17 protein-coding genes are annotated in these 20,531 nt (G+C 35.7%); 5 read left to right on the top strand and 12 right to left on the bottom strand.

The genetic code is table 11. From position 1 onward, the window contains the following. Position 1 precedes the first annotated feature (1 nt). The 8 genes from ACOX6R_RS00550 to ACOX6R_RS00585 all read right to left on the bottom strand — a co-directional run bounded on the left by ACOX6R_RS00550 (position 2) and on the right by ACOX6R_RS00585 (position 9,626). The gene (locus ACOX6R_RS00550; protein ID WP_433446135.1) at positions 2 to 1,369 is read right to left on the bottom strand and encodes an NAD-binding protein; all 1,368 of its coding nucleotides are present in this window, start codon (positions 1,367 to 1,369) and stop codon (positions 2 to 4) included. After that, on the bottom strand, positions 1,366 to 2,817 hold the full coding sequence (locus ACOX6R_RS00555) for a TrkH family potassium uptake protein (RefSeq protein WP_433446137.1): 1,452 nt from the start codon (positions 2,815 to 2,817) through the stop codon (positions 1,366 to 1,368). Before ACOX6R_RS00555 ends, ACOX6R_RS00550 begins: the two co-directional genes overlap by 4 nt. After that, a complete protein-coding gene (gene trkA, locus ACOX6R_RS00560; RefSeq protein WP_433446139.1) occupies positions 2,807 to 4,204 on the bottom strand; it encodes a Trk system potassium transporter TrkA in 1,398 nt (465 codons plus the stop codon). The genes ACOX6R_RS00555 and trkA overlap by 11 nt, the downstream gene beginning before the upstream one ends. A gap of 8 nt (positions 4,205 to 4,212) precedes the next feature. Further along, on the bottom strand, positions 4,213 to 5,361 hold the full coding sequence (locus tag ACOX6R_RS00565; RefSeq protein ID WP_433446141.1) for a cation diffusion facilitator family transporter: 1,149 nt from the start codon (positions 5,359 to 5,361) through the stop codon (positions 4,213 to 4,215). A 225-nt stretch (positions 5,362 to 5,586) separates the two neighbouring features. Beyond that, a complete protein-coding gene (locus ACOX6R_RS00570; protein WP_433446143.1) occupies positions 5,587 to 6,792 on the bottom strand; it encodes an AI-2E family transporter in 1,206 nt (401 codons plus the stop codon). Next, a complete protein-coding gene (locus tag ACOX6R_RS00575; RefSeq protein WP_433446145.1) occupies positions 6,789 to 7,262 on the bottom strand; it encodes a hypothetical protein in 474 nt (157 codons plus the stop codon). Before ACOX6R_RS00575 ends, ACOX6R_RS00570 begins: the two co-directional genes overlap by 4 nt. Before the next feature lie 18 nt (positions 7,263 to 7,280). Next, a complete protein-coding gene (locus ACOX6R_RS00580; RefSeq protein WP_433446147.1) occupies positions 7,281 to 8,147 on the bottom strand; it encodes a radical SAM protein in 867 nt (288 codons plus the stop codon). Positions 8,148 to 8,165: 18 nt separating this feature from the next. Next, positions 8,166 to 9,626 carry a nicotinate phosphoribosyltransferase gene (locus tag ACOX6R_RS00585; RefSeq protein ID WP_433446149.1) on the bottom strand — a complete coding sequence of 487 codons (1,461 nt, stop codon included), beginning with the start codon at positions 9,624 to 9,626 and terminating at the stop codon, positions 8,166 to 8,168. A 195-nt stretch (positions 9,627 to 9,821) separates the two neighbouring features. On the opposite strand from ACOX6R_RS00585, the gene ACOX6R_RS00590 reads away from it, so the two are divergent. The 5 genes from ACOX6R_RS00590 to ACOX6R_RS00610 all read left to right on the top strand — a co-directional run bounded on the left by ACOX6R_RS00590 (position 9,822) and on the right by ACOX6R_RS00610 (position 15,554). Beyond that, positions 9,822 to 10,646 carry a tRNA 2-thiocytidine biosynthesis TtcA family protein gene (locus ACOX6R_RS00590; protein WP_433446151.1) on the top strand — a complete coding sequence of 275 codons (825 nt, stop codon included), beginning with the start codon at positions 9,822 to 9,824 and terminating at the stop codon, positions 10,644 to 10,646. Between the two features lie 15 nt (positions 10,647 to 10,661). Then, on the top strand, positions 10,662 to 11,426 hold the full coding sequence (locus tag ACOX6R_RS00595) for an exodeoxyribonuclease III (protein ID WP_433446153.1): 765 nt from the start codon (positions 10,662 to 10,664) through the stop codon (positions 11,424 to 11,426). A 13-nt stretch (positions 11,427 to 11,439) separates the two neighbouring features. Further along, positions 11,440 to 12,642, top strand: a complete 1,203-nt coding sequence (locus tag ACOX6R_RS00600; RefSeq protein ID WP_433446155.1) for an FprA family A-type flavoprotein — start codon at positions 11,440 to 11,442, stop codon at positions 12,640 to 12,642. 1,371 nt (positions 12,643 to 14,013) lie between these two features. Continuing rightward, on the top strand, positions 14,014 to 14,598 hold the full coding sequence (locus ACOX6R_RS00605) for a DUF1275 family protein (protein WP_433446157.1): 585 nt from the start codon (positions 14,014 to 14,016) through the stop codon (positions 14,596 to 14,598). Between the two features lie 593 nt (positions 14,599 to 15,191). Continuing rightward, positions 15,192 to 15,554 carry a Spx/MgsR family RNA polymerase-binding regulatory protein gene (locus ACOX6R_RS00610; RefSeq protein ID WP_433446159.1) on the top strand — a complete coding sequence of 121 codons (363 nt, stop codon included), beginning with the start codon at positions 15,192 to 15,194 and terminating at the stop codon, positions 15,552 to 15,554. 154 nt (positions 15,555 to 15,708) lie between these two features. Here the strand turns inward: ACOX6R_RS00610 and ACOX6R_RS00615 are convergent, their stop codons facing one another. From ACOX6R_RS00615 to ACOX6R_RS00630, 4 genes are all read right to left on the bottom strand, one after another. After that, entirely contained in the window at positions 15,709 to 17,247 is a 1,539-nt protein-coding gene (locus ACOX6R_RS00615) for a ClC family H(+)/Cl(-) exchange transporter (RefSeq protein WP_433446161.1), read from the bottom strand. Continuing rightward, positions 17,247 to 18,446 carry a hypothetical protein gene (locus tag ACOX6R_RS00620; RefSeq protein WP_433446163.1) on the bottom strand — a complete coding sequence of 400 codons (1,200 nt, stop codon included), beginning with the start codon at positions 18,444 to 18,446 and terminating at the stop codon, positions 17,247 to 17,249. Before ACOX6R_RS00620 ends, ACOX6R_RS00615 begins: the two co-directional genes overlap by 1 nt. Positions 18,447 to 18,535: 89 nt before the next feature. Then, positions 18,536 to 19,891, bottom strand: a complete 1,356-nt coding sequence (locus ACOX6R_RS00625; RefSeq protein WP_433446165.1) for an MATE family efflux transporter — start codon at positions 19,889 to 19,891, stop codon at positions 18,536 to 18,538. Next, positions 19,884 to 20,510, bottom strand: coding sequence for an NAD(P)H-hydrate epimerase (locus ACOX6R_RS00630; RefSeq protein ID WP_433446167.1), 627 nt, complete (start codon positions 20,508 to 20,510; stop codon positions 19,884 to 19,886). The genes ACOX6R_RS00625 and ACOX6R_RS00630 overlap by 8 nt, the downstream gene beginning before the upstream one ends. Between the last annotated feature and the right edge of the window lie 21 nt (positions 20,511 to 20,531).

A 20,531-nucleotide genomic window follows, 5' to 3' on the forward strand; every position in this document is an offset into this window, starting at 1 on the left:
ATCACCTTCTGAAAAATTCAAATATTGATCTTCTAAGTGATGGATCGATTAATTTTTCGAGCTCTTTTCTGCTCTCATTTGTGCAGAAGATCACAAGCCTATCGCCCTTTTTAATCTCCGTATTGCCACGCGGGATTACGGCGGAGTTATCGTATCTAATTATTCCGCCAATAATTATTCCATCTCCCAGGTCGATGTCCTTTAATTTTTTGTCGATGTATACGAAGTCATCTGGAATTTTTATCTCATATACTCTCGCCTTTCCACCAAACATGAAGTTAATGGAGAGCTTCATCCCCCTGTCAATTGACTTTACTATTTCATTTGCAACTAGAACCTTTGGGTCGACTATTCTGTGAATTTCTAGTGGGTCTAGAATTTTGGAATAATTATTTACATTTTGAACGACGATGTTGCTCTTTATGCCGTGAGCTTTTGCCATAAGTCCCAATACAATATTTAGCTCGTCTGAAGATGTCATTGAAATAAATGTTGCATCTTCTTTAATGTTTTCGTCTTCAAATAACTTTTCATTCTTTAAGCTTTTATTTACGACAAAGGCGCTCGTGTTTTTGTTCCTGTACTCCTTTGCCTTTACTCTGTCAGGCTCAATTATTTTTACATTTGTGTTTTTTAGATTTGAAAGCATCTCATTAACTATGCCGTCTCCCGATGCAATGACTACGTCCTTGTAATCCTTTGACGGTGGAAGTTCAAAGTGAGTCATCTTGAAGTTTCTAATGTCGCGAGATAGTCCCATAAGATAGATGTAGTCATTTGCCATTAAGACTGTATCTCCATTTGGAACGATGAGCCTTCCGTCTCGAAATATTCCAACGACAAGTATTGTTGCAAGTGAACCCACATCTTTTATCTTAATATTTTCAAATTCTTTGTCATAATTTATCAAGTGCCCTGCGACTTCGATTTTGCCCTTGCCAAAATAGTCGGCTTGGTAATGCTCGTAATTTCCAATTAATTTTATTAAAATTTTGCCAGTCTCAAGACTTTTGTTAAAGACATTTACCACATTGTCAAAGGCGTTTTTTAAATAATTTATCTCCGATACATTTTCTAGTTCATCAAGCCTTAGGATTACGTTTGTATTCACATCCTTTAGGACTGATGCGATGATTAAATTTGTCTTGTCGCTATCTGTTGTGACGATTACATAGTCGTAACTTTCAAGCACGAACTTGCTCAAAAATTTTCCATTTAACACGTCGCCTACAAAATAATTTATTTTGTTTGAAAGGCCTGTGAAGTTATCTGCGTCTCTATCGATTATATCTATTTCAAAATCTTCGAGTATCAGGGTGTTTGCAATTGTCGAACCCACTTTTCCTGCACCGATTATTAATATTTTCAATTAAATGCTCCTTTTTTTCTATTGCTTAGAGAAAATAGTCCCATTATTGTAAAGAATTCAAGTCTACCTAAAAGCATAAGTATACTGAAGTAAATTTTATAAAAGTCATTATAAAAAGCAAAGTTCTTTGTCGGGCCAACTTCTGCAAATCCAGGACCTACATTAGATAGGGTCGTGATTACTGATGAAAAACTAGTCATTATATCAGTTCCAGAAAATGTCACGATTAAAGTCGATATTAGTGTAATTATAAAGTAAGTTCCAAGGTATGCAGTTATTCCAAGAACTATTTCTTCGTCGACATTTTTTCCGCTACTTCTAATAGGTAGCACTGCCCTTGGGTGAGTTACTTTTTTCATCTCGCGCGAAATTAATTTTAATAACACGGCGATTCTTACAATTTTAACTCCACCACCAGTTGATCCGGCGCATCCTCCAAATATCATGCAAATTACTAAAACAAATTTAGAAAAGCTTGGCCAAAGGTCGTAGTCGGCACTGGCAAAGCCCGATGTTGATGATATTGATGTAACTTGAAATGCTGAGTCGCGAAAGGCCTCGGGAAGTGATGAATATCCTGAGCGGTATAGGTCAAGTGCAATTAAAATAATTGCAGATGCGATAAATCCAAACCAAAGTTTTATCTCGCTACTCATAAATATTTCTTTAAATTTTTTCTTAGTTAAAAGTGCATACACTGAGAAGTTTGTCGCACACATAAACATAAATACCGACATAATTATGGGAATTGCATATCCCGTGTAGGACATGAATGAATTGTTCTTAGAAGAAAAACCTCCCGTTCCCACAACTCCAAATGTGTGCACAACAGAATCAAATGAACTCATGCCTGCAGCTTTTAAACATATAAAAAGTGCAATCGTAATTACTATATAGATAATGTAGAGTCTTTGTGAAGATTGAGATATTCTCGACTCAATTTTTCCAGACACAGGTCCTGGTGACTCTGCCTTATAAATTTGAAATCCGCCAACTCCAAGCTTTGGAAGAAGGCCTACAGTAAATACCAAGATTCCCATTCCGCCTATCCAGTGAGTTGTAGATCTCCAAAGTATTATTGATTTTGGGAATTTTTCTATCTCGACAATTACTGACGCCCCCGTTGTGGTAAAGCCCGATACAATTTCAAAAAATGAATCTACATAGCTCATATCTCCACTTATAAATAAAGGAAGAGCGCCAACTATAGATACAACAAGCCAAGATAGTGTAACTATGGCTATGCCGTCTGTTGGCGACAAAAACTTTTTATCATATTTAATACTAATAAGTAAAAGACCAATTATTAATGAAACGAGTATGGCGATTGCAAAGCCCTTAGCTGATCCGTCGCCTGCAGTTAGTCCCAAAATTAGAGATGGCACCATGAAGACCACCTCTATTATTAAAATTAAACCGATTATTTTTGAAATTAATTTATGATTCATTAAATCCACCACTCTTGATCATGTTTATTGCGTTTGAAATTCTGTTTTCAGAGTAGAAAATTTTCTTCATATTGGCAACCTGCTCGTGTTTTGAAAATACAATTAGCCTGTCGCCCTCAAGAAGTTGTGTAGAACCATCTGGAACTATTACCTTCATGTCCCTTACTATTGCAATAATTAAAATTCCCTTAGGAAGACCTAAGTCTCTTATAGTCTTTCCGCATACAACTTGTCTCTTCTTTATGATAAGTTCCACACCTTCCACTTGTCCATTTAAAAATAGATTTAGTGCAAGTGAGTCTTTGCCCCTTATCTCCTTAAGCATCTCTGCTGCAGTGATATAAGATGTGTTGAAGACACAGTCTATGTCTAGTTTATCTATTACCTTGTCGTAATTTGTTCTTGAAATTTTTGCAACAGATTTATAAATTCCACTTTGCTTTGCAACAAGTGAAAGAAGTAAATTTACCTCGTCAATTCCCGTTGCAGATAAAAATGAATCGTAGCTGTGAATCATTTCATCTTCAAGTAGAGAAATATCTGTGCCATCGCCGTTAATTATTTGTGCATCGGGCACAATTTCCTTAAGCTTAATGCACCTGTCCCTATCTCTTTCTATAATAGTTACATTTACATTTTCCTTTAAGAGCAAAAGTGCAACATAAAGTCCAGTTTTTCCTCCTCCGACAATCATAGTGTTTTTTAATTTTCTCGCCTTTTCAACTCCAGTGTGTCTCTTGTCAAACTGTTCAATAGTCTCGGCATTTCCAGCCATAATAATATTGTCATTTTCCATAAGGATTGTCTGTCCATTTGGAATAATTGCGCTTCCATCGCGAGATATGGCAGCAATTAATAGACCGTTAATCTTTTCGATTTCCATGATTTTTTTGCCAACAAAGCTCTCGTCTTTTCCAATATTAAATTCAACGAGAGATACCTTGCCCTCTGCGAAGTGATCAGAATAAAGGTGATACTTCTTAAGCAAGTACTTAACGATTGATTTTGCAGTGGCATAATCTGGATTTATAATTTTATCTATATCAAGCTCTTCGCCAATAAAGTCTAGGTGTCTTCTGTATTCTGGGTCTCTAACTCTTGCAATAGCAAATTTTGAGCCCATCTTTTTTGAAATTGTACATAAAATTACATTTGCTTCATCATTTGTCGTCGTTGCAATGACATAGTCATACTCAGCCATTTCGAGTTGTTCAAGAACTCCAAAATCCAAGGCATTTGCATGTATGCTCATTACATCGAGAGATGTTGTAATATTTTCTATTACATCTTTGTTGTTGTCGATGACAGTAACTTCATAATCTTCGTCTATAAGTTCTGATGCAAGCCTATGTCCGAGTTTTCCTACTCCTACAACTAAAGCCTTCATAATTCCTCCTAAAAAATTGGATTTAGTATTATAGAAAATTTATATTTCGAATAAACCTCTTCCAATTTGTCTTCTAAAGTTTTTTTCATCTTCTCTGTTTCTTCTTTTGTCCTTATATTCTGTGCATTGTAATCTACATCAACATAAATAACATCTCCATCAAGAACTATGTCGTGACAAGAATATATATTTAAGCTTGATCTTACTATCTTTGAAAATTCTTTCTCCACGTCGTTTATAATATCTGCAGAGCTTCCCAGTGGATCGGGGTGAATGATAAGAGTTATTCCCAAAAGCTCTGACACTTCCCTCTCAACTTTGTCGACGATGTTGTGCACCTCTTCCAAAGTCATGTCATAGGAAAGTCCAGCGTCTATTATAACAATTATATTTTCTGGTCCAAAGTCTGTGACTCTTAGATTGTGAACATTTGAAATTCCATCGTAGCTATTTACCTTTGACTCGATTTCATAATATATCTCAGGTGGAAGTCCCCTTCCCAAAATAACTGAGATAGTCTCGTGAATTAAATCAAGTGCAGTGTATATTATAAATAATGCGACAACTACTCCAACATAGCCATCAAGTGTCACATCAAACATTTTTTCTGCAGCAATTGACACAAGCACTACTCCTGTTATGAAGCAGTCGCTAAGAGAGTCCTTCTCCATCGCCTTTAGTGTTCCCGAGTCAATGGCAGTGCTTATATTTTTATATAAATTTGCCTGCCACATCTTTAAGAGAACTGTAAAAATTAAAACTCCAATTGTATACACTGGATAATTAAGTGCTACAGGTGAGATAATTCTCTTAATTGATGCTCTTATAAACTGAAATCCAACAGTTAAAACTATACCACTTACGATAAGAGAAATTAAATACTCAAGTCTTCCGTGTCCATAAGGATGGTGGCTGTCACTTGGCTTTGAGGCAAGCTTTATTCCTACGATTGAAATAATAGAGCTCACGCAGTCTGTAATATTATTTACAGCATCTGATAGTATTGATATTGATCCAGTAAACACATATAAAAATACCTTCACAAGCGCAGCAATTAAATTAGAAATTAGACCAAGAGTTGATGTCTCCTTTGTGACCTTTGCCCTGTTGTAGCCGCCACTAACTTGGCCTCTTTTTAAAATTAGTTTCCAAAACATATTCTTCCCCTAAATTTATTTAAAATTTCATGTCCAGTAAAAAAATAAAATATCTTAAGCCTTAAGCTTAAAACATCTTTAGCTTATTATATCATTCTAAAATCAAGAATTAAAGCCTGCTAAAATTTTAAAAATAGTTGCATTAATCACGTGTATTTAAAATATTTTACGCATCAAAAATTTTAAAAATAAAAAAGGCCTTCACTAGGAAAGCCAAATTTTCTATTAAATTTTTTTCATTCTAAGGCGAATGCCCTTCTTATCCACTTTATATTTTGTGTACTCGCTTAGGAGCATATAAATCGTAGACGCAAGAGGGATAAATATCCACATTCCCTCTACTCCAAAAAGCGATCCGCCAAGAGTAATAGCAACAAGTGTCCAAAGTGATGGAAGACCTACATTATCTCCAACAACTTTTGGATAGACGATGTTTGACTCAACTTGTTGAAGTATAACTATTAAAATTACAAATATTATGGCCTTTGTCGGGTCGTCTATTACGGTTAAGATAAAGCCCATGGCTCCACCAATAAATGGCCCGATGATTGGCACAAGGTCTGTCACACCGACAATTACACCAAGAGTTGCCGCGTTAGGAATTCTAATTACAAAGGATAAAACTCCAGTTGCAACTCCTATTAGAAAAGAAACAGTGAGCTGTCCCTTGATAAATCCGTAAAAATTATCGTGCAAAATATGTGCCACATGAAGGAGTCTTTTTGAAGTCTTTTCACTAAAAAGTCCATAAGAAAGTCTCGTTGCCTGATAACCCAGTCTCTCCTTATCTGATAATATATAAATTGAAGAAATAAAGGCAAGGGCAAAAGTGACAAGTCCTCCAACAATACTTGATGCGGCGTTTATCGCACTTCCCAAGACGCTTGATGTATTTTCATTTGATAAAAATGTCTTAACTTCGTTAAAAATTCTATTCCAACTTAAATTGTCATACTCCTTTTGCAAAGTGTCTGAATATCTATTTAGAAGTGGAATCTCTCTCGATTTATCTATGACATTTTGAACAAAGCTTGGCATGGAATCTTCAAGTCCTTTAAAGGACATCACAAGCTGTGGAAAAATCACTCCAGAAATTAGTGAAAATATTAAAAGTATCACTATATAGGAAACTAAAATTGAAATAGTCCTCTTGTGTTTTTTAAACTTCTCGCTTTTAATTTTGTCAAAAAACTTATTCTCAAAATAATTTAGAGGAATTTTAATTATAAAGGCAATCACGCCTCCAATTATAAATGGCCTCAAAATTCCAAGAACCAAAAGAACTACATCGCCAACAATTTTAATATTTGAAAACAAAAACATTGCAAATAGAAGTGCAAGCCCTGTTAAAAATATTTTTTTATATACTCCCTTTTCGAAAGAGAGCATTTTGGTCGCACTCTCTTTTTTACTAATGTCTTTTTCTATCATAACCCTCCACCAAAAAATTTATCCATAATTTCTAAGTATTCGTCAATAAATTCATCTTTTAAGTCTTCGTCTTCTCTCAAAAGATCTCTGTCATATTTTAAAAATAGCTTCACTTGATTTCTAATAAATTCCACAGTGTTTACATTGTAGTTTTTATTTATATTTCTATTGGGAAGGTAGGAGTCGCGAAGCACCACAGATTTTTTGTCATAATCAGGAAGTCTCTCGTCCATTTCAAAAATTATGTCGAAATTTACATTCGAGTCCTTATTCTTTTTTTCTGTGTAAGAAATTCCAAACCTTCTGTCTTTTTTGTCCTCTTTAATCGAGTTAAAAGGCAACAAAAATCTCGCGGGACTTTTAGCGAGCATTGTGCTATTTTCCTCTTCTTTTGTAAAAACAATTTTGCCGCTGTTGGCATAATTTAATTTTTCATTTTTGTTTTTATTAATGCGAGATTCATCTTTCATAAAATCACCCTACGAATATTAAAATCCTCTAAGTGCATCAGGTCTAAAACTTTTTTTCTTAAGTGTCTGTTCGATGGCATCAATTAGAGCCTGTCTATCTTCGTTTAGCGTTCCAGCTAAAAGTATGAAGTTAGAAGCGTGATTTGATCTAAATACAGTCCCCTCTGAGTCGACATTTTCAAGAAATATCTTCATCTCTTCTAGAATCTGTGCAGCATCTGGCATGTGGAATTTGCCTGCTACATAGTCCTTGTAAAGAGGAGTGTTTTTGTAAATTCTCATTGTAAGATATCCCAAGTAGTCGGGCTTTGTGTCTGAGATAAGTTTTGCAGTTCCAATTGCATTTTCTCTCATGCCCTCTACTCCACCAAGGCCTGCAATAATAGTTATTGAAGATTTAAAGCCCACTTCTTTAACTTTTTTCATTGCCTCAACATACTCTTCGTATGTCACGCCCTTGTTTATTTTCTTTAAGAGGTCTCTATCGCCTGTTTCAAATCCAATGTATAGCATCTCAATGCCGTGGTCGTAGAGCTCTTTTAATTCTTCTACAGATTTTCTGTTGATATCTTGTGCCGTAGCATAGGAAGAAACTCTCTTTACATTTGGAAAGTATTCCTTTATAGCTTTTAAGATTTCGATTAAGTCCTCTGTCTTTAAAACTAAGGCATCTCCATCGGCCAAAAAGATTCTTTCGAAGTAGTCGCCGTAGCTTGACATTTCCTTTAAATCTTTTTTGATATCTTCCACACTTCTTATTCTGAACTCATCATCTTTATACATATAACAAAAAGTACAATCATTGTGTGAACAACCAACTGTGGCTTGAATGATTAATGATCTTGCCTCAGATGGTGGCCTAAATACATTTCCGTAGTATTGCATAATTCTCCCCTTCTTCTTTTATTTAAATCTCTTTCCGTGTTTTTTTATCAAATCATCTTTAAGATCCCAAAGCTCCTTGGATAAATCCACTATATATTGGTTAGGATTGTCGATTCTTGTAGTCTCATCCCACAAAGTATCTAGCTGATCCTTTGCCCTTTGTTTTATCTCTTCAAGCTTTGGAAGGTCGTAGACAAGTTTTCCCTTGTCATAAATTTTTACAAGCACTTTTTCAGCTCTGTAATTAGTTATAGTCTTTCTCTTCCATGTATAAACTGGATGGAAGATTTCATAATTATCCTCTGGAATTACTTCGTCTTTTAGAGCAACAACATCGCCAATGGCTTTGTTTGTGTCTTTGTCATAAAATCTATAAAGTTCTTTAAAACCAGGTGTAGTTATTTTTGCCACATTTTCAGAAATTTTAATCTTTGGAATAATTTCTCCATCTTCTCCCACAACGGCAGTGAGTTTATATACTCCACCAAAGACTGGTGATGACTTTGATGTGATAAGTCTTTCGCCAACGCCAAAGGAGTCTATCTTTGCACCTTGGTTTAAAATATTTCTAATTGTGTACTCATCAAGTGAGTTAGACGCCATGATTTGTGCATCGGGATAACCTGCATCATCGAGCATCTTTCTTGCAATATTTGATAGATAAGTTAAATCCCCTGAGTCGATTCTAATTCCCTTAGGTCTAAATCCGCGTGGCACAACTTCTTCGTCAAAGACTTTAATTGCATTTGGAATACCCTCGCGAAGAGTGTCATATGTGTCAACAAGAAGTAGACAGTTGTCTGGATAAACTCTTGCAAAAGCTCTAAAGGCTTCGATTTCACTATCAAACATTTGAACCCATGAATGCGCCATTGTTCCAAGAGCTGGCACTCCAAACATCTTGTCTGCAAGTGTATTTGCTGTACCTGCACAGCCTCCAATGTATGCAGCTCTTGCACCGAGGTTTGCTCCAGAATACCCCTGGGCCCTTCTTGAACCAAATTCAACAACAGGTCTATTTCCTGCTTGGCGCACAATTCTTGATGCCTTTGTTGCAATCATTGATTGGTGATTTATTGTTAGAAGAACCATTGTCTCAAGCATTTGAGCTTGAAGGGCAGGTCCCTTTACAATAACAAGAGGCTCTCCTGGAAAAGCAAGAGTTCCTTCAGGCATTGCCCACACATCGCATTCAAATTTAAAGTTTCTCAAATATTCTAAAAAGTCGTCATTAAATACATCTTTTGCTCTTAAAAATTCAATATCGTCATCTGAAAAGTGAAGACTTTCCATATACTCAATTAATTGTTCTAGTCCGGCGATTATTGTATACTCGCCACCATCGGGCACGGAACGAAAGAACATGTCAAAAACTACTTCGACATCTTTCATACCTTCTTCGAAGAATCCATTTGCCATTGTAAGCTCATAAAAGTCAACGAGCAAAGTGAAGTTCTTCTTCACATTATATTTTTTCATAAAGCTCCCTCTCATCGATTAAATACTATTTTGATTATATCACAAAAGTTAATCTTTTAAAATTTTACCAGATTGCAAAAAATACCCTCAGTACTTATAATTTAAATAATTGGTTAAAATACTAATAATTAACGATTATATATAAATACTAATAATAAACTATGTTATAATAATAACAGATTGGTAATGGTGAATATGGAAGAAAAAAGAATTAAAGAAATTAAAGATATTGAAAGATCTATAATAAAAACATACAGACGCGATATATATAGACCCTTTGTACAGACAGTAGATAGATACGAGATGATTAGTCCAGGCGACAAAGTTGCCGTTGCAATTTCTGGTGGAAAGGACTCGCTTACTCTTGCAAAACTAATGCAGGAATTAAAGCGTCACAACAAAGTCCCCTTTGAACTAGAATTTATTGCAATGGATCCAGGATACCTTCCTGAGAATAGAGAGAGGCTTCAGTTTAACTGCGAAAAACTTGGCATACCAGTTAAGATTCACGACTCCGATGTATTTGAAGTCGCAGAGAAGATGTCAAAGGGCAAAAGCCCATGCTACATGTGCGCTAGAATGAGGCGTGGAAACTTGTACGCAAGAGCACAAGAGCTTGGCTGCAATAAGCTTGCACTGGGTCACCATTTTGATGATGTGATTGAGACTGTAATGCTAAATATAATTTATGCAGGCGACTTTAAGACGATGATGCCGAAGTTAAAATCACAAAACTTCGAAGGCTTGGAACTTATAAGGCCAATGTATATGGTTCACGAAGAGGCAATAATTAGATTTATGAATTCAACAGGCCTCAGTGCACTTGACTGCGCATGTACTGTTACAAAGAAAAAATCTGGCAACAAGAGATTTTTTGTAAAAGATCTTATAAAAGAACTCAAAGAAGAAAACAAAAATGTTGATATAAATATATTGCGAGCAACAGAGAATGTAAATTTTGAACAAATCTTAGGATTTAAGAAGAATGGAGAGAAACACGACTTTCTCGAATTTTATTAATGACTGGAGGAGTAAATGGAAGAATTAAAGTTTGTTTCTTGGAATGTAAACGGCTTAAGAGCTGCCGTTAAAAAAGGATTTTTGGATAGCTTCGCATCTCTTGATGCCGACATATTTGCGCTCCAAGAAATTAAAATGCAAGAGGGACAACTTGAAATAGACCTTAAAGACTACTTCGAATATTACAATTACGCGGAGAAAAAAGGCTATTCTGGCACTGCAGTTTTTACAAAAAAAGAACCTCTTAATGTAACTTATGGAATAAATATTAAGCATCACGACAACGAGGGACGCGTCATAACGCTTGAATACGAAAAATTTTATTTCGTAACAGTTTATACACCAAATTCTAAGAGAAAACTCGAAAGGTTAGGGTATAGACAAGAGTGGGAAGATGACTTTAGAGACTATTTAAATAATCTAAGGAAGACAAAACCCGTAGTACTTTGTGGCGACCTAAACGTAGCTCACAAAGAAATAGATCTAGCTAACCCATCAACAAACAGAAAATCTGCAGGCTTTACTGACGAAGAAAGAGAAAAATTTACTGAGCTCTTAGATAGCGGATATATCGACACATTTAGATACTTTTATCCAGACCTAAAAGACGAATATTCATGGTGGAGCTACTTCGCCAAATCACGTGAGAGAAACGTGGGCTGGAGAATCGACTACTTCGTCGTATCAGAAGAATTAAAAGATAACTTAGTAGACGCAAAAATTCATCAGGACATCTACGGATCAGATCACTGCCCTGTTGAACTAAAAATAAAATTATAAAGGAGTATAGAAAATGGAAAATTTATTATCAGTACCAATTAAAAACGACATCTATTACATTGGAACTAATGACAGACAAACACCACTTTTCGAAGGAATGTGGCCTCTGCCAAACGGAGTTGCATATAACTCATACCTAATTAAGGGCAAAAAAAATATCATAGTTGACCTTGTAAGAGTAAACACATCTTCAGTTTACCTAAACAAAGTTCAAGAACTTCTAGACGGAGAAGACCTTGACTATATAATCATAAACCACATGGAACCTGACCACACATCATCAATAAAAGCAGTCCTTGACGTGTATCCAAAAGCAAAACTAATAACAAACAAAAGAGCCGTCGACATGCTAAACGCATACTACGAAATCGAAGACAACATCATCGTAGTAGGAGAAGGCGAAACACTAGAGCTCGGAGACCGCGAATTCACATTCTACACAACACCAATGGTTCACTGGCCAGAGTCAATGGTAACTTATGAGGCAAAAACTAAAACACTTTTCTCACAAGATATCTTTGGAGGATTTGGAACACTTGATGGAGCAGTCTTTGACGACCAAGTAGAATTCACAAAACACTACCTAGAAGAAATCACAAGATACTATATAAATATAGTTGGAAAATATTCACAACAAGCACTTCGCGCACTAAAAAAACTAGAAGGACTAGACATCGAATTAATCTGTCCAGTGCACGGACCAATTTGGAGAGAAAACCCACAAAAAATCATCGACCTATACACATCACTTGCAAAACAAGAAACAATTGACGGATGCGTAGTAATTTACGGCTCAATGTATGGAAACACAGAACAAATGGCAGAAGCAGTGGCAAAGGGTCTTGCAATAGGCGGAATCAAAGACATTAAAATCCGCGACATAACAAAAACACCTAACTCCTATCTACTATCAGACATCTGGAGATACAAGGGAGTAATACTAGGATCTTGCTCTTACGACAACAGCTTATTCCCTCCAATGAATTATCTACTAACAGAAATATCTCACCAAAGAATGAAGAACAACTACTGGGGTATCTTCGGTTCCTACTCATGGAGCGGTGGAGCACTAAAAACACTTAAAAAATATATGGAAGACGGAAAATACGACGTGCTTGACACACAACTAGAAATAAAAGGCGCAGCAAACGACGAAGAAATCGAAGCATTAATAAACTTTGGAAAAGAAATGGCTGCAAAAATACTAGACAAATAAATTAAAAAAATAAAAAAATAAATAGCTTAAAAAGTCTAATCGGTGAGGTTAGACTTTTTTGTATTTAAAAGGATTTAGAACCTTCGAGCGATGTGTTTTTTTGTGGAAGGCGCCTCACTAGAGAAGTCATCCTGAGCGAAGCCGAATGCAGAGCATGAGGCGCAGTCGAAGGATCTGTAGGGTTATGGTGGCGATGTGCCATCGTCTTGATACGACAAAGGTTTGGGGAATTTTCTCCTTGCCGTAGTTTCTTTAAAACGATTAGTTCTCGCTATAATGCTTTACAGATCTTTCGACTTCAAAAATCCTTACGGATTTTTTCCGCTCAAGATGACGGGTAGAAGACAACATTTGGTGTATACAATTTCGTTACGACATCAGAAAAATACCCACTCCAGCGTCATCCTGAGCGAAGCCGAATGCAGAGCATGAGGCGTAGTCGAAGGATCTGTAGGGTCACGGTGGCGATGTGTCGTCGTCTTGATGATGAAATGTTTAGGAGTTATATGCGGCAGGCGAGTTTCGGAAAAAGCCGTTAAAAATTTCATTTGTTTGAGCAAACCACAATAACTACTTCGAATTAAAGAAAAAAGCTATAGGGAAAAAACTTAACAAAAATTACAATCTGCGAGTTATGAAATTTAGGCTTTTTGCGGAGTACTAAATGACTAGATAAGTTCAACATGTTCTCCGAAGTGGGCGTTGGGGGCCTGAGTTGGTGCGCGAGAGCGATTTGGACAATCGCAACGGAGGAGCGGAAGCCCCCTTCCCTTCCTCGCAAAAGGAAATCCAAAACGCAGTTTTGAAATTAAGTTATATAAGGTTTAACCTTGAGGTGCTCTTGCTAAAACGATTAGTTCTCGCTTGAACACTTTGCAGATCTTTCGACTTCAAAAATCCTTACGGATTTTTTCCGCTCAAGATGACGGAGTGTGGGGCCGTCATCCTGAGCGAACGAAGTGAGTCGAAGGATCTGTAGGGTCACGGTGGCGATGTGTCATCGTCTTGATACGACAGCGGTTTGGGGAATTTTCCCCTTGTCTTAATTTCTTTAAGACGAATAGTTCTCGCTCGATAGCTTTGCAGATTCTTCGACTCGCACTTTGTGCTCGCTCAGAATGACGAGTAAGGGGAGACTGCGAGTGTTTTGGTTGATTTCTGATGGTTTTATTACTCCTTAAGGCCTTTTTGTTAAGACGACAAGTTCTCGCTCGATTACTTTACAGATCTTTCACCCTTACGAGTACACGGCGACTCGAACAAAGCTCTCCATCAAAATGACGGAGTGTGAGGCCGTCATCCTTATCCAAGTTTGCTATTCTCCCTTTATTTGGTAAAATATATGTGATTATTTTTTACGGAGGTTCTTAAGTGAAAGACAATGGTTTTTTCTTTAGGTTTAAGCTTATGCTACTTATGATTGCAAGCGGGATGATTAATGCTTACTGCGTTTTTAATTTTAAAATTCCCGTTACTCACCACACAGGCAATGCGACTGCTATTGCCCTCTCTATTTACGACTTAGATAGGTTTCTTGTTTTAATTTCTATCTTCACTCTGTTCTTTTTAGGCTCCTTATGCGGCTCATATTTAACTTACGGCGACAAGTTTAAGAGGGGCTTTGTGATTCTTGCAATTCTGACTTTTCTTTCTAATTTTCTTAAGGATAAAAGCGTATATCTTTTGACTTTCATCTTCGGCTTTCAAAATTCTCTTCTCATTAAGTACGACGACACCCTCATCAGAAGTTCTCACATCACAGGATACCTTACAGACAGCGCTGCAATAATTGGAAGATTTTTTAGGGATAGAGATAATTCAAAGCTACATATTAGTTTATTCTTCTTGACATCTATTTTCTTTTTTATTCTCGGCGGAGTTTTATTTTTATTTGCTGATGATTTTAGTCAAATTGTCGTAAGCATTATCTATGTTTTTCTCGCCATAACTTTCTAATTTTAAGCAATAAAAAAATGCCATTCCTATTTCTATAGTAAAATGGCATTTTTAAAATGTAACTGAAATTTCCATCCAATGGTTACTTTTTGGTTCTAACACTCTTCCATCACTCTTTCTTAGATGAGCAAATATAACTTCATATTCGCTATTTTAAATTCTACGTTAAGTCTAATACTCTAAATATATAATTAAAAACTAGTCTAGTGAATATGACTCAAAGTTTCAACTCTAAAACTTTGTATCCAATAAATTGAATCTAATCTATATTGCAATAACATACATATCAAATTTACAACAATCTATATAAAAAGTCGTTGACTTATTAATTTTAAAAGAATCAAAAACTTTCTTCTGTATATAGTCGTGATCAATATCGTTTTAATTGGATGGAGTTTTCAAGTTACGAACCAAATATTACTTTGCTAACGCTTTAGTATATTATTTGGTATTTCTATTATACCCAATAAGTTTAAAAATAACCAGCTTTTTTAAAATTTTTTAAAAATTTTTTTAATGTCTGTCTTACCATCTTATAATCTCTTTATTTAAGTCTAAAGTTTTTATGGGTATCTATTTCATGAGGTGATTTTATGAACACATTGATTGGATATAAAAAATGCAGCACTTGCAAAAATACTGAAAAACTTTTAAAGGAAATTCCCATGGACTATAGCTACAGAGAAATCGACAAAGATCTCTTGAGCGTAGATGAGCTTAAAAAGATTAAAGAGGAAGCTGGGATCGAAATCAATAAACTATTTAACACAAGTGGCAAAGTCTATCGCGACATGAATTTAAAGGAAAAGAAAAATGAAATGTCAGATGAGGAAATTTATAAACTTCTCTCCTCAAACGGCATGCTAGTGAAAAGGCCTATTTTAATCACAGATGATGGTACTTTTGTTGGTCCTCAAGTTAAAAAATATTTGGTAAATTTAATAGAAAATAAGTAACAAAAAACTCCTCAGCTTTGAGGAGTTTTCGTCCGTTTTCACGGTGTAAAAAAAGTAATTTATTTCATATGTTTGCAATAATGAATATTTTCTATACATATTTTCATAGATAAAAAATATATTTTTATTATCTTAACACCAATGTTTTTATTCGTCAAGCTTTTTCTAATTCACGAGAGAAAAATTTATCTATTTCTAAAAAGTACTCTGCCTTGGCAAGGACTAGGAGCTTATCTCCCGCTCTTATTTCATCACCTGCCACGGGCACAAATTCATAATTGTCCCTCTCGATTGAAATAATTATTAAATGCCTTGGGAAATTTATTTCTGCAAGAGTCTTGCCGATTATGTTTGACCCGGCGTTTACTCCGTATTCAAACACTGAATAGTCACTTAGATCTCTTTCTGGTGTCTCGAGCAAGTTTTTGTCCTTTAGCTGTCTTTCAAAAAGTGTCTCATAAATTGGATCGACTCTTAGTGCTTCTGCCACATAATATGAAACGACAACTACTACAGAAAGACCGATTAAGTGCTCAAATGTTGAAGTCATCTCACTTACAAGAATTATAGAAAGTATTGGACTTCTTACAACTGATGCAAGTATGCCGCTCATGCCAAGTATTATAAAGTTTACATAATAATTTTGAAGGCCATCTACTCCGTGCATTAGAGAATAAACAAGTGCGCCTGATGCGCCACCAATTACAAGAACTGGCAAAAATATTCCGCCCTGCACTCCACTTCCGTAGCAAAATGTAGTGAAGAGTAGTTTTATTACAATGATTAGAAGTATATACTTTAGTGGAAATTCGCTCTTTGCCATGTCCTCCAAAAGTCCGTGACCTCCACCTGTCATCTCAACAAAAGAGTATCCGACTAAAATAGCAACTCCCATTAGGACTGAGTATTTTAAAACTTTTGAGTTAAATTTTTTGAAAAAGTCTTGAAACATCACAATTAATTTATTGAAGAATACTCCAACAATTCCAGTCACAAGTCCAACTATTACTGCAACCCACATAAACTTTATTGGCATTGTCTCTTTTACTGCGAAGGAAAAAGATGTGTCATAACCCATTAAGACAAAGGAGATGTAGTTTGCAATAATTGATGCAATTAGTGCAGGAAGAAGCACGAATTTTGAAAAAGATTTGTGAAGCTCCTCCATTGCAAAAATACATCCTGCCATTGGCGCATTAAAAGCTGCCGCAAGTCCTGCTGCGGCTCCCGCTGTAATCATGTACTTCACTTCGTCGGGCGGCCTTTTCATAAGCCTTCCAATAATCTTTGCACTGGCTCCACCCATTTGAATTGATGGGCCCTCTCTTCCAAGTGAAAATCCCATTAAATTACCAAGACTTCCGCCGAGAATTTTAGAAAGCAGAACCTTTTCTGAATTCATGTCGAATTTTCCCAAGATCTCGCCCCTAATTTGAGGAATACCACTTCCTCCAGATAATGGTGCGATCTTTAACAAGTAGTTTATTGTCCATGAGATAACTACTGCCAATGCCAAAATTATTAATATATTTTTTAAATTAACACTTCCATAAAGATTTCCCCTTATGATTCCCATCTTCGAAACAATAAATCTATATAAAACAGAAAAAAGTCCCGCGATAGTTCCCACAATTATGGACTCAAAGAGGATCACGAATATTGTCTCTTCTTTTTTGTAAAAATTATCTCTCATTATTTCATTCCTTTTTTAAGTTCGTCCCACTGCTTTTGGTCAAGCTTTAGAATTTCTATTGAATTTCTTTTTTTCTTAATTGCATCGGGCTTTGTGCTAAGCCTTAGATCCACTCTGTTGTACAAAGTCCCCTTTAACTTTGAGCTAAATTTAAAACTCTTCCCCTTATTAACTTCCGAAAAGTCCGCGTGTATTTTTAAATTTTTGTCGTCGTGATAAATTAGCTTTTGCGTTATGGGATAGTAACTCATCCTAAACTCTCGCCCGTTAAAACTTCCAAAGATTGTGTTGTAATTTTCGTTTTCTTCTGTCGATAATTTTATATTGATATCGGGAAGAATGAGCCAAAAATTATTATCCAAATCGAGCAGGTAGTCCTTGTCCATGGAATAAACCTTTTTTAAATTGCCCTCATCGTCAATCTCCATAAATAACTCGAGCTCATCTCTATTTAAGAGGTCTTGGTCTAACTTTTTCTTTCTGCTGTTAAAAAATTCTGCAATCTTTTCATAAGAAAAGTCGCCCCTCGTCTTATAAAACTCAAAAGTCTTATCCATTAGAGCTTTAAACTTATCTGAATCTAGTACAATTTTATAATTACCCTTTGAGATGGTTCTAACTTTTGTCGACCTCAATAGACCGTTCCACTCATCTCTTACGTATTTTTTAAGCATGTGATTGTGCTCGCTGAGTGACTGCGGCACAGAAAAAAGATTTGGACTATTAATGTCTACTCCCATATCACCAAGAGCCGTCGAATTGTTAGATAGGCTATTCATAGTGTTGGTGTCGATATAAAAGACGTAGGGAGAAAACTTGCTGTCTTCGATATACACTTCGTTATTTATGACGCTCTCTTCGTGAAACTCACTGTAGTCATTTACGCCGCTGTATTTTTTTAAAAGATATTTTGACTTGTTTGACACGTCGTTTGTTAAAATGTATTGCCACTTCTCTTTATAAAAAATACCCTTATCTATAAATAAAGAGAGATTCATGTTTCCCTCAGACTTTATTTTATAATAGAGGCTACTTATATCAAGTCCGTCAAAATAGTCATCTACAATATCCATCCCTCTACCTTCCACAGAATAGATTGCATTTGCAACAACTTTTTTGGGATATGTATTAAATTTATAAAAGCTAAGAGCAAGGGCAAGTACTAAAAAAAGCCCAATAAAAATTCTTTTGTTTTTCATCCTTTAACACCTATTAATAGTTTACAACAAACTGAGAAAAATACAAAGAAAAAAGAGCCTTCTTGCTTTACAAAAAGACTCTTAAATAATTATGCCCTGACTTCTTTTCTCCAGTTTCCAAATTTGTAGTAGAGTAGATTTAATATCATGTTTAGAGCATATGATACAGGATATGCAATACTTATAACTCTAATGGAATTATAAATTGGCATTGCAATATAAACTGCTAAAAGTCTAAAGATACAAATTGAAAACAGTGAAATTATCATTGGAGGAAGTGCCTTGCCACAACCTCTTACAAAACCAGAAATTGTCTCGGCAACTCCAAAAGACCAAATACCAAAACTTATAATTACCAAGAAGTCGGCACCATATTCAATTACCTCTGGATCAGGATTAAACATGGCGATAAGTGGTCTTGCAAATACTATTGCAATTACAGAAAGAATTGCAGATAAAACGAGTACAATAATTACAGAAATCTTAACTCCCTCGCGAAGTCTATCGATTTTCCTTGCGCCCATGTTTTGTCCTGCAAAAGTTGTGGCGGCAAGAGCAATTGCCTGTAGCGACATAAATAAAAATCCATCAATACGCCCTTCGGCGGCAATACCTGCTATGGCAGCTGGTCCAAATGTATTTATCTTTGCTTGGAAGACTACATTTGTTACAGATAGAAGTGAAGTTTGGATTCCTGTAGGTATTCCAATTTCAAAAATCTGCTTAGCCTCTTCTCTGTGAAATTTGATTTCGCTCTTTCTAAGTTTGTAGCTTGCGTCAGTTTTAAGAAGAGACATAGTAACTAAAATTGCTGATACAATTTGTGAACACAAAGTTGCAATACCAGCACCCATTACTGATAAATCTAAATAACCTACAAGCAAAAGGTCAAGGACTATATTTACAACTGCTGATACACACAAGAAGTTAAACGGCCTCTTTGAGTCTCCGGCAGCCCTTAAAATAGACGCGCCCATGTTATAAATAAGAATTGGCACAGTTCCAAGGAAGAATATCCTCATGTATAGAGCTGCATCTTCTGCAATATCGGGCGGAGTGTCCATTGCCCTTATAAACATCGGGGTCGTAAGTATGCCCACAATGGTTATTAGAATTCCTGACATTAGACCCAGATAATAAGAAACCCCAACTGATCTTCTTAGCTCTTCCCTGTTGTTTGAACCATAGTATAGGGAAATAACTACAGATGCACCAGTAGTAAGACCCATAAAAAGTCCAATCAAAAGGTTTGAAATTGGACCAGTCGCCCCAACGGCAGCCATTGGATTTTTGCCTGCAAACTGTCCAACTATCATAAGGTCTGCTGTATTATAAAGTTGTTGCAAAAAATTTGTAAGTAAAAGAGGAATAGCAAATTTGATTAGGCCCTCTGAAATAGAGCCCTCAGTTAGGTTTATATTTCTACTTATTCTTTTTTTACTCATCTCTATATCTCACTATCCCAATATAGACTGTGTTAAGCTCTCCAGAGTTGCTGTTTAGAAGTTCTCCTTCTTTAATATCTGTAATAGCATAAGTCTTTCTAGCTCTCACACATGCGCCGTATTCGTCACCAGTATTTCCATCCATTCCGCTTGGAATGTCAACAGAAATAATATAATTGCCATGCAAATTGATTAAATTTATAACATCTATATATAAATCAGAAAGATTTCTATTTAAGCCCGTTCCAAAAATAGCATCAACGGTAACCTCACTCACCTCAAGAGACTCAACTAAATCGTCATAATTATCTTCCTCTATAAAGAAAATTCTATCAGTAAGCTTCTTCACAATATCTAAATTAGTGGCAAAATCTTTAGACTTTTTATCTCCAACAATAAAAATTTCAACTTCCTTGCCGCTTAAAATTAAATGGCGTGCAATGACAAGTCCATCGCCACCGTTATTTCCGCTTCCACACACAATAGTAAAGGAAGACGAATCCTTTATTTCATTAAAAATTGCCATACCTGCGTTTTCCATTAATACTAAGGAATTTACGCCAAAATCTTCGATTGTTCTCTTTTCAAGTTCTTTCATTTTTTCTATCGAAATTGCCATAATTTTCACTCCTTAATATTT

The organism is Peptoniphilus sp. (genome assembly GCF_050943655.1).
GTDB lineage: Bacteria > Bacillota > Clostridia > Tissierellales > Peptoniphilaceae > Peptoniphilus_A.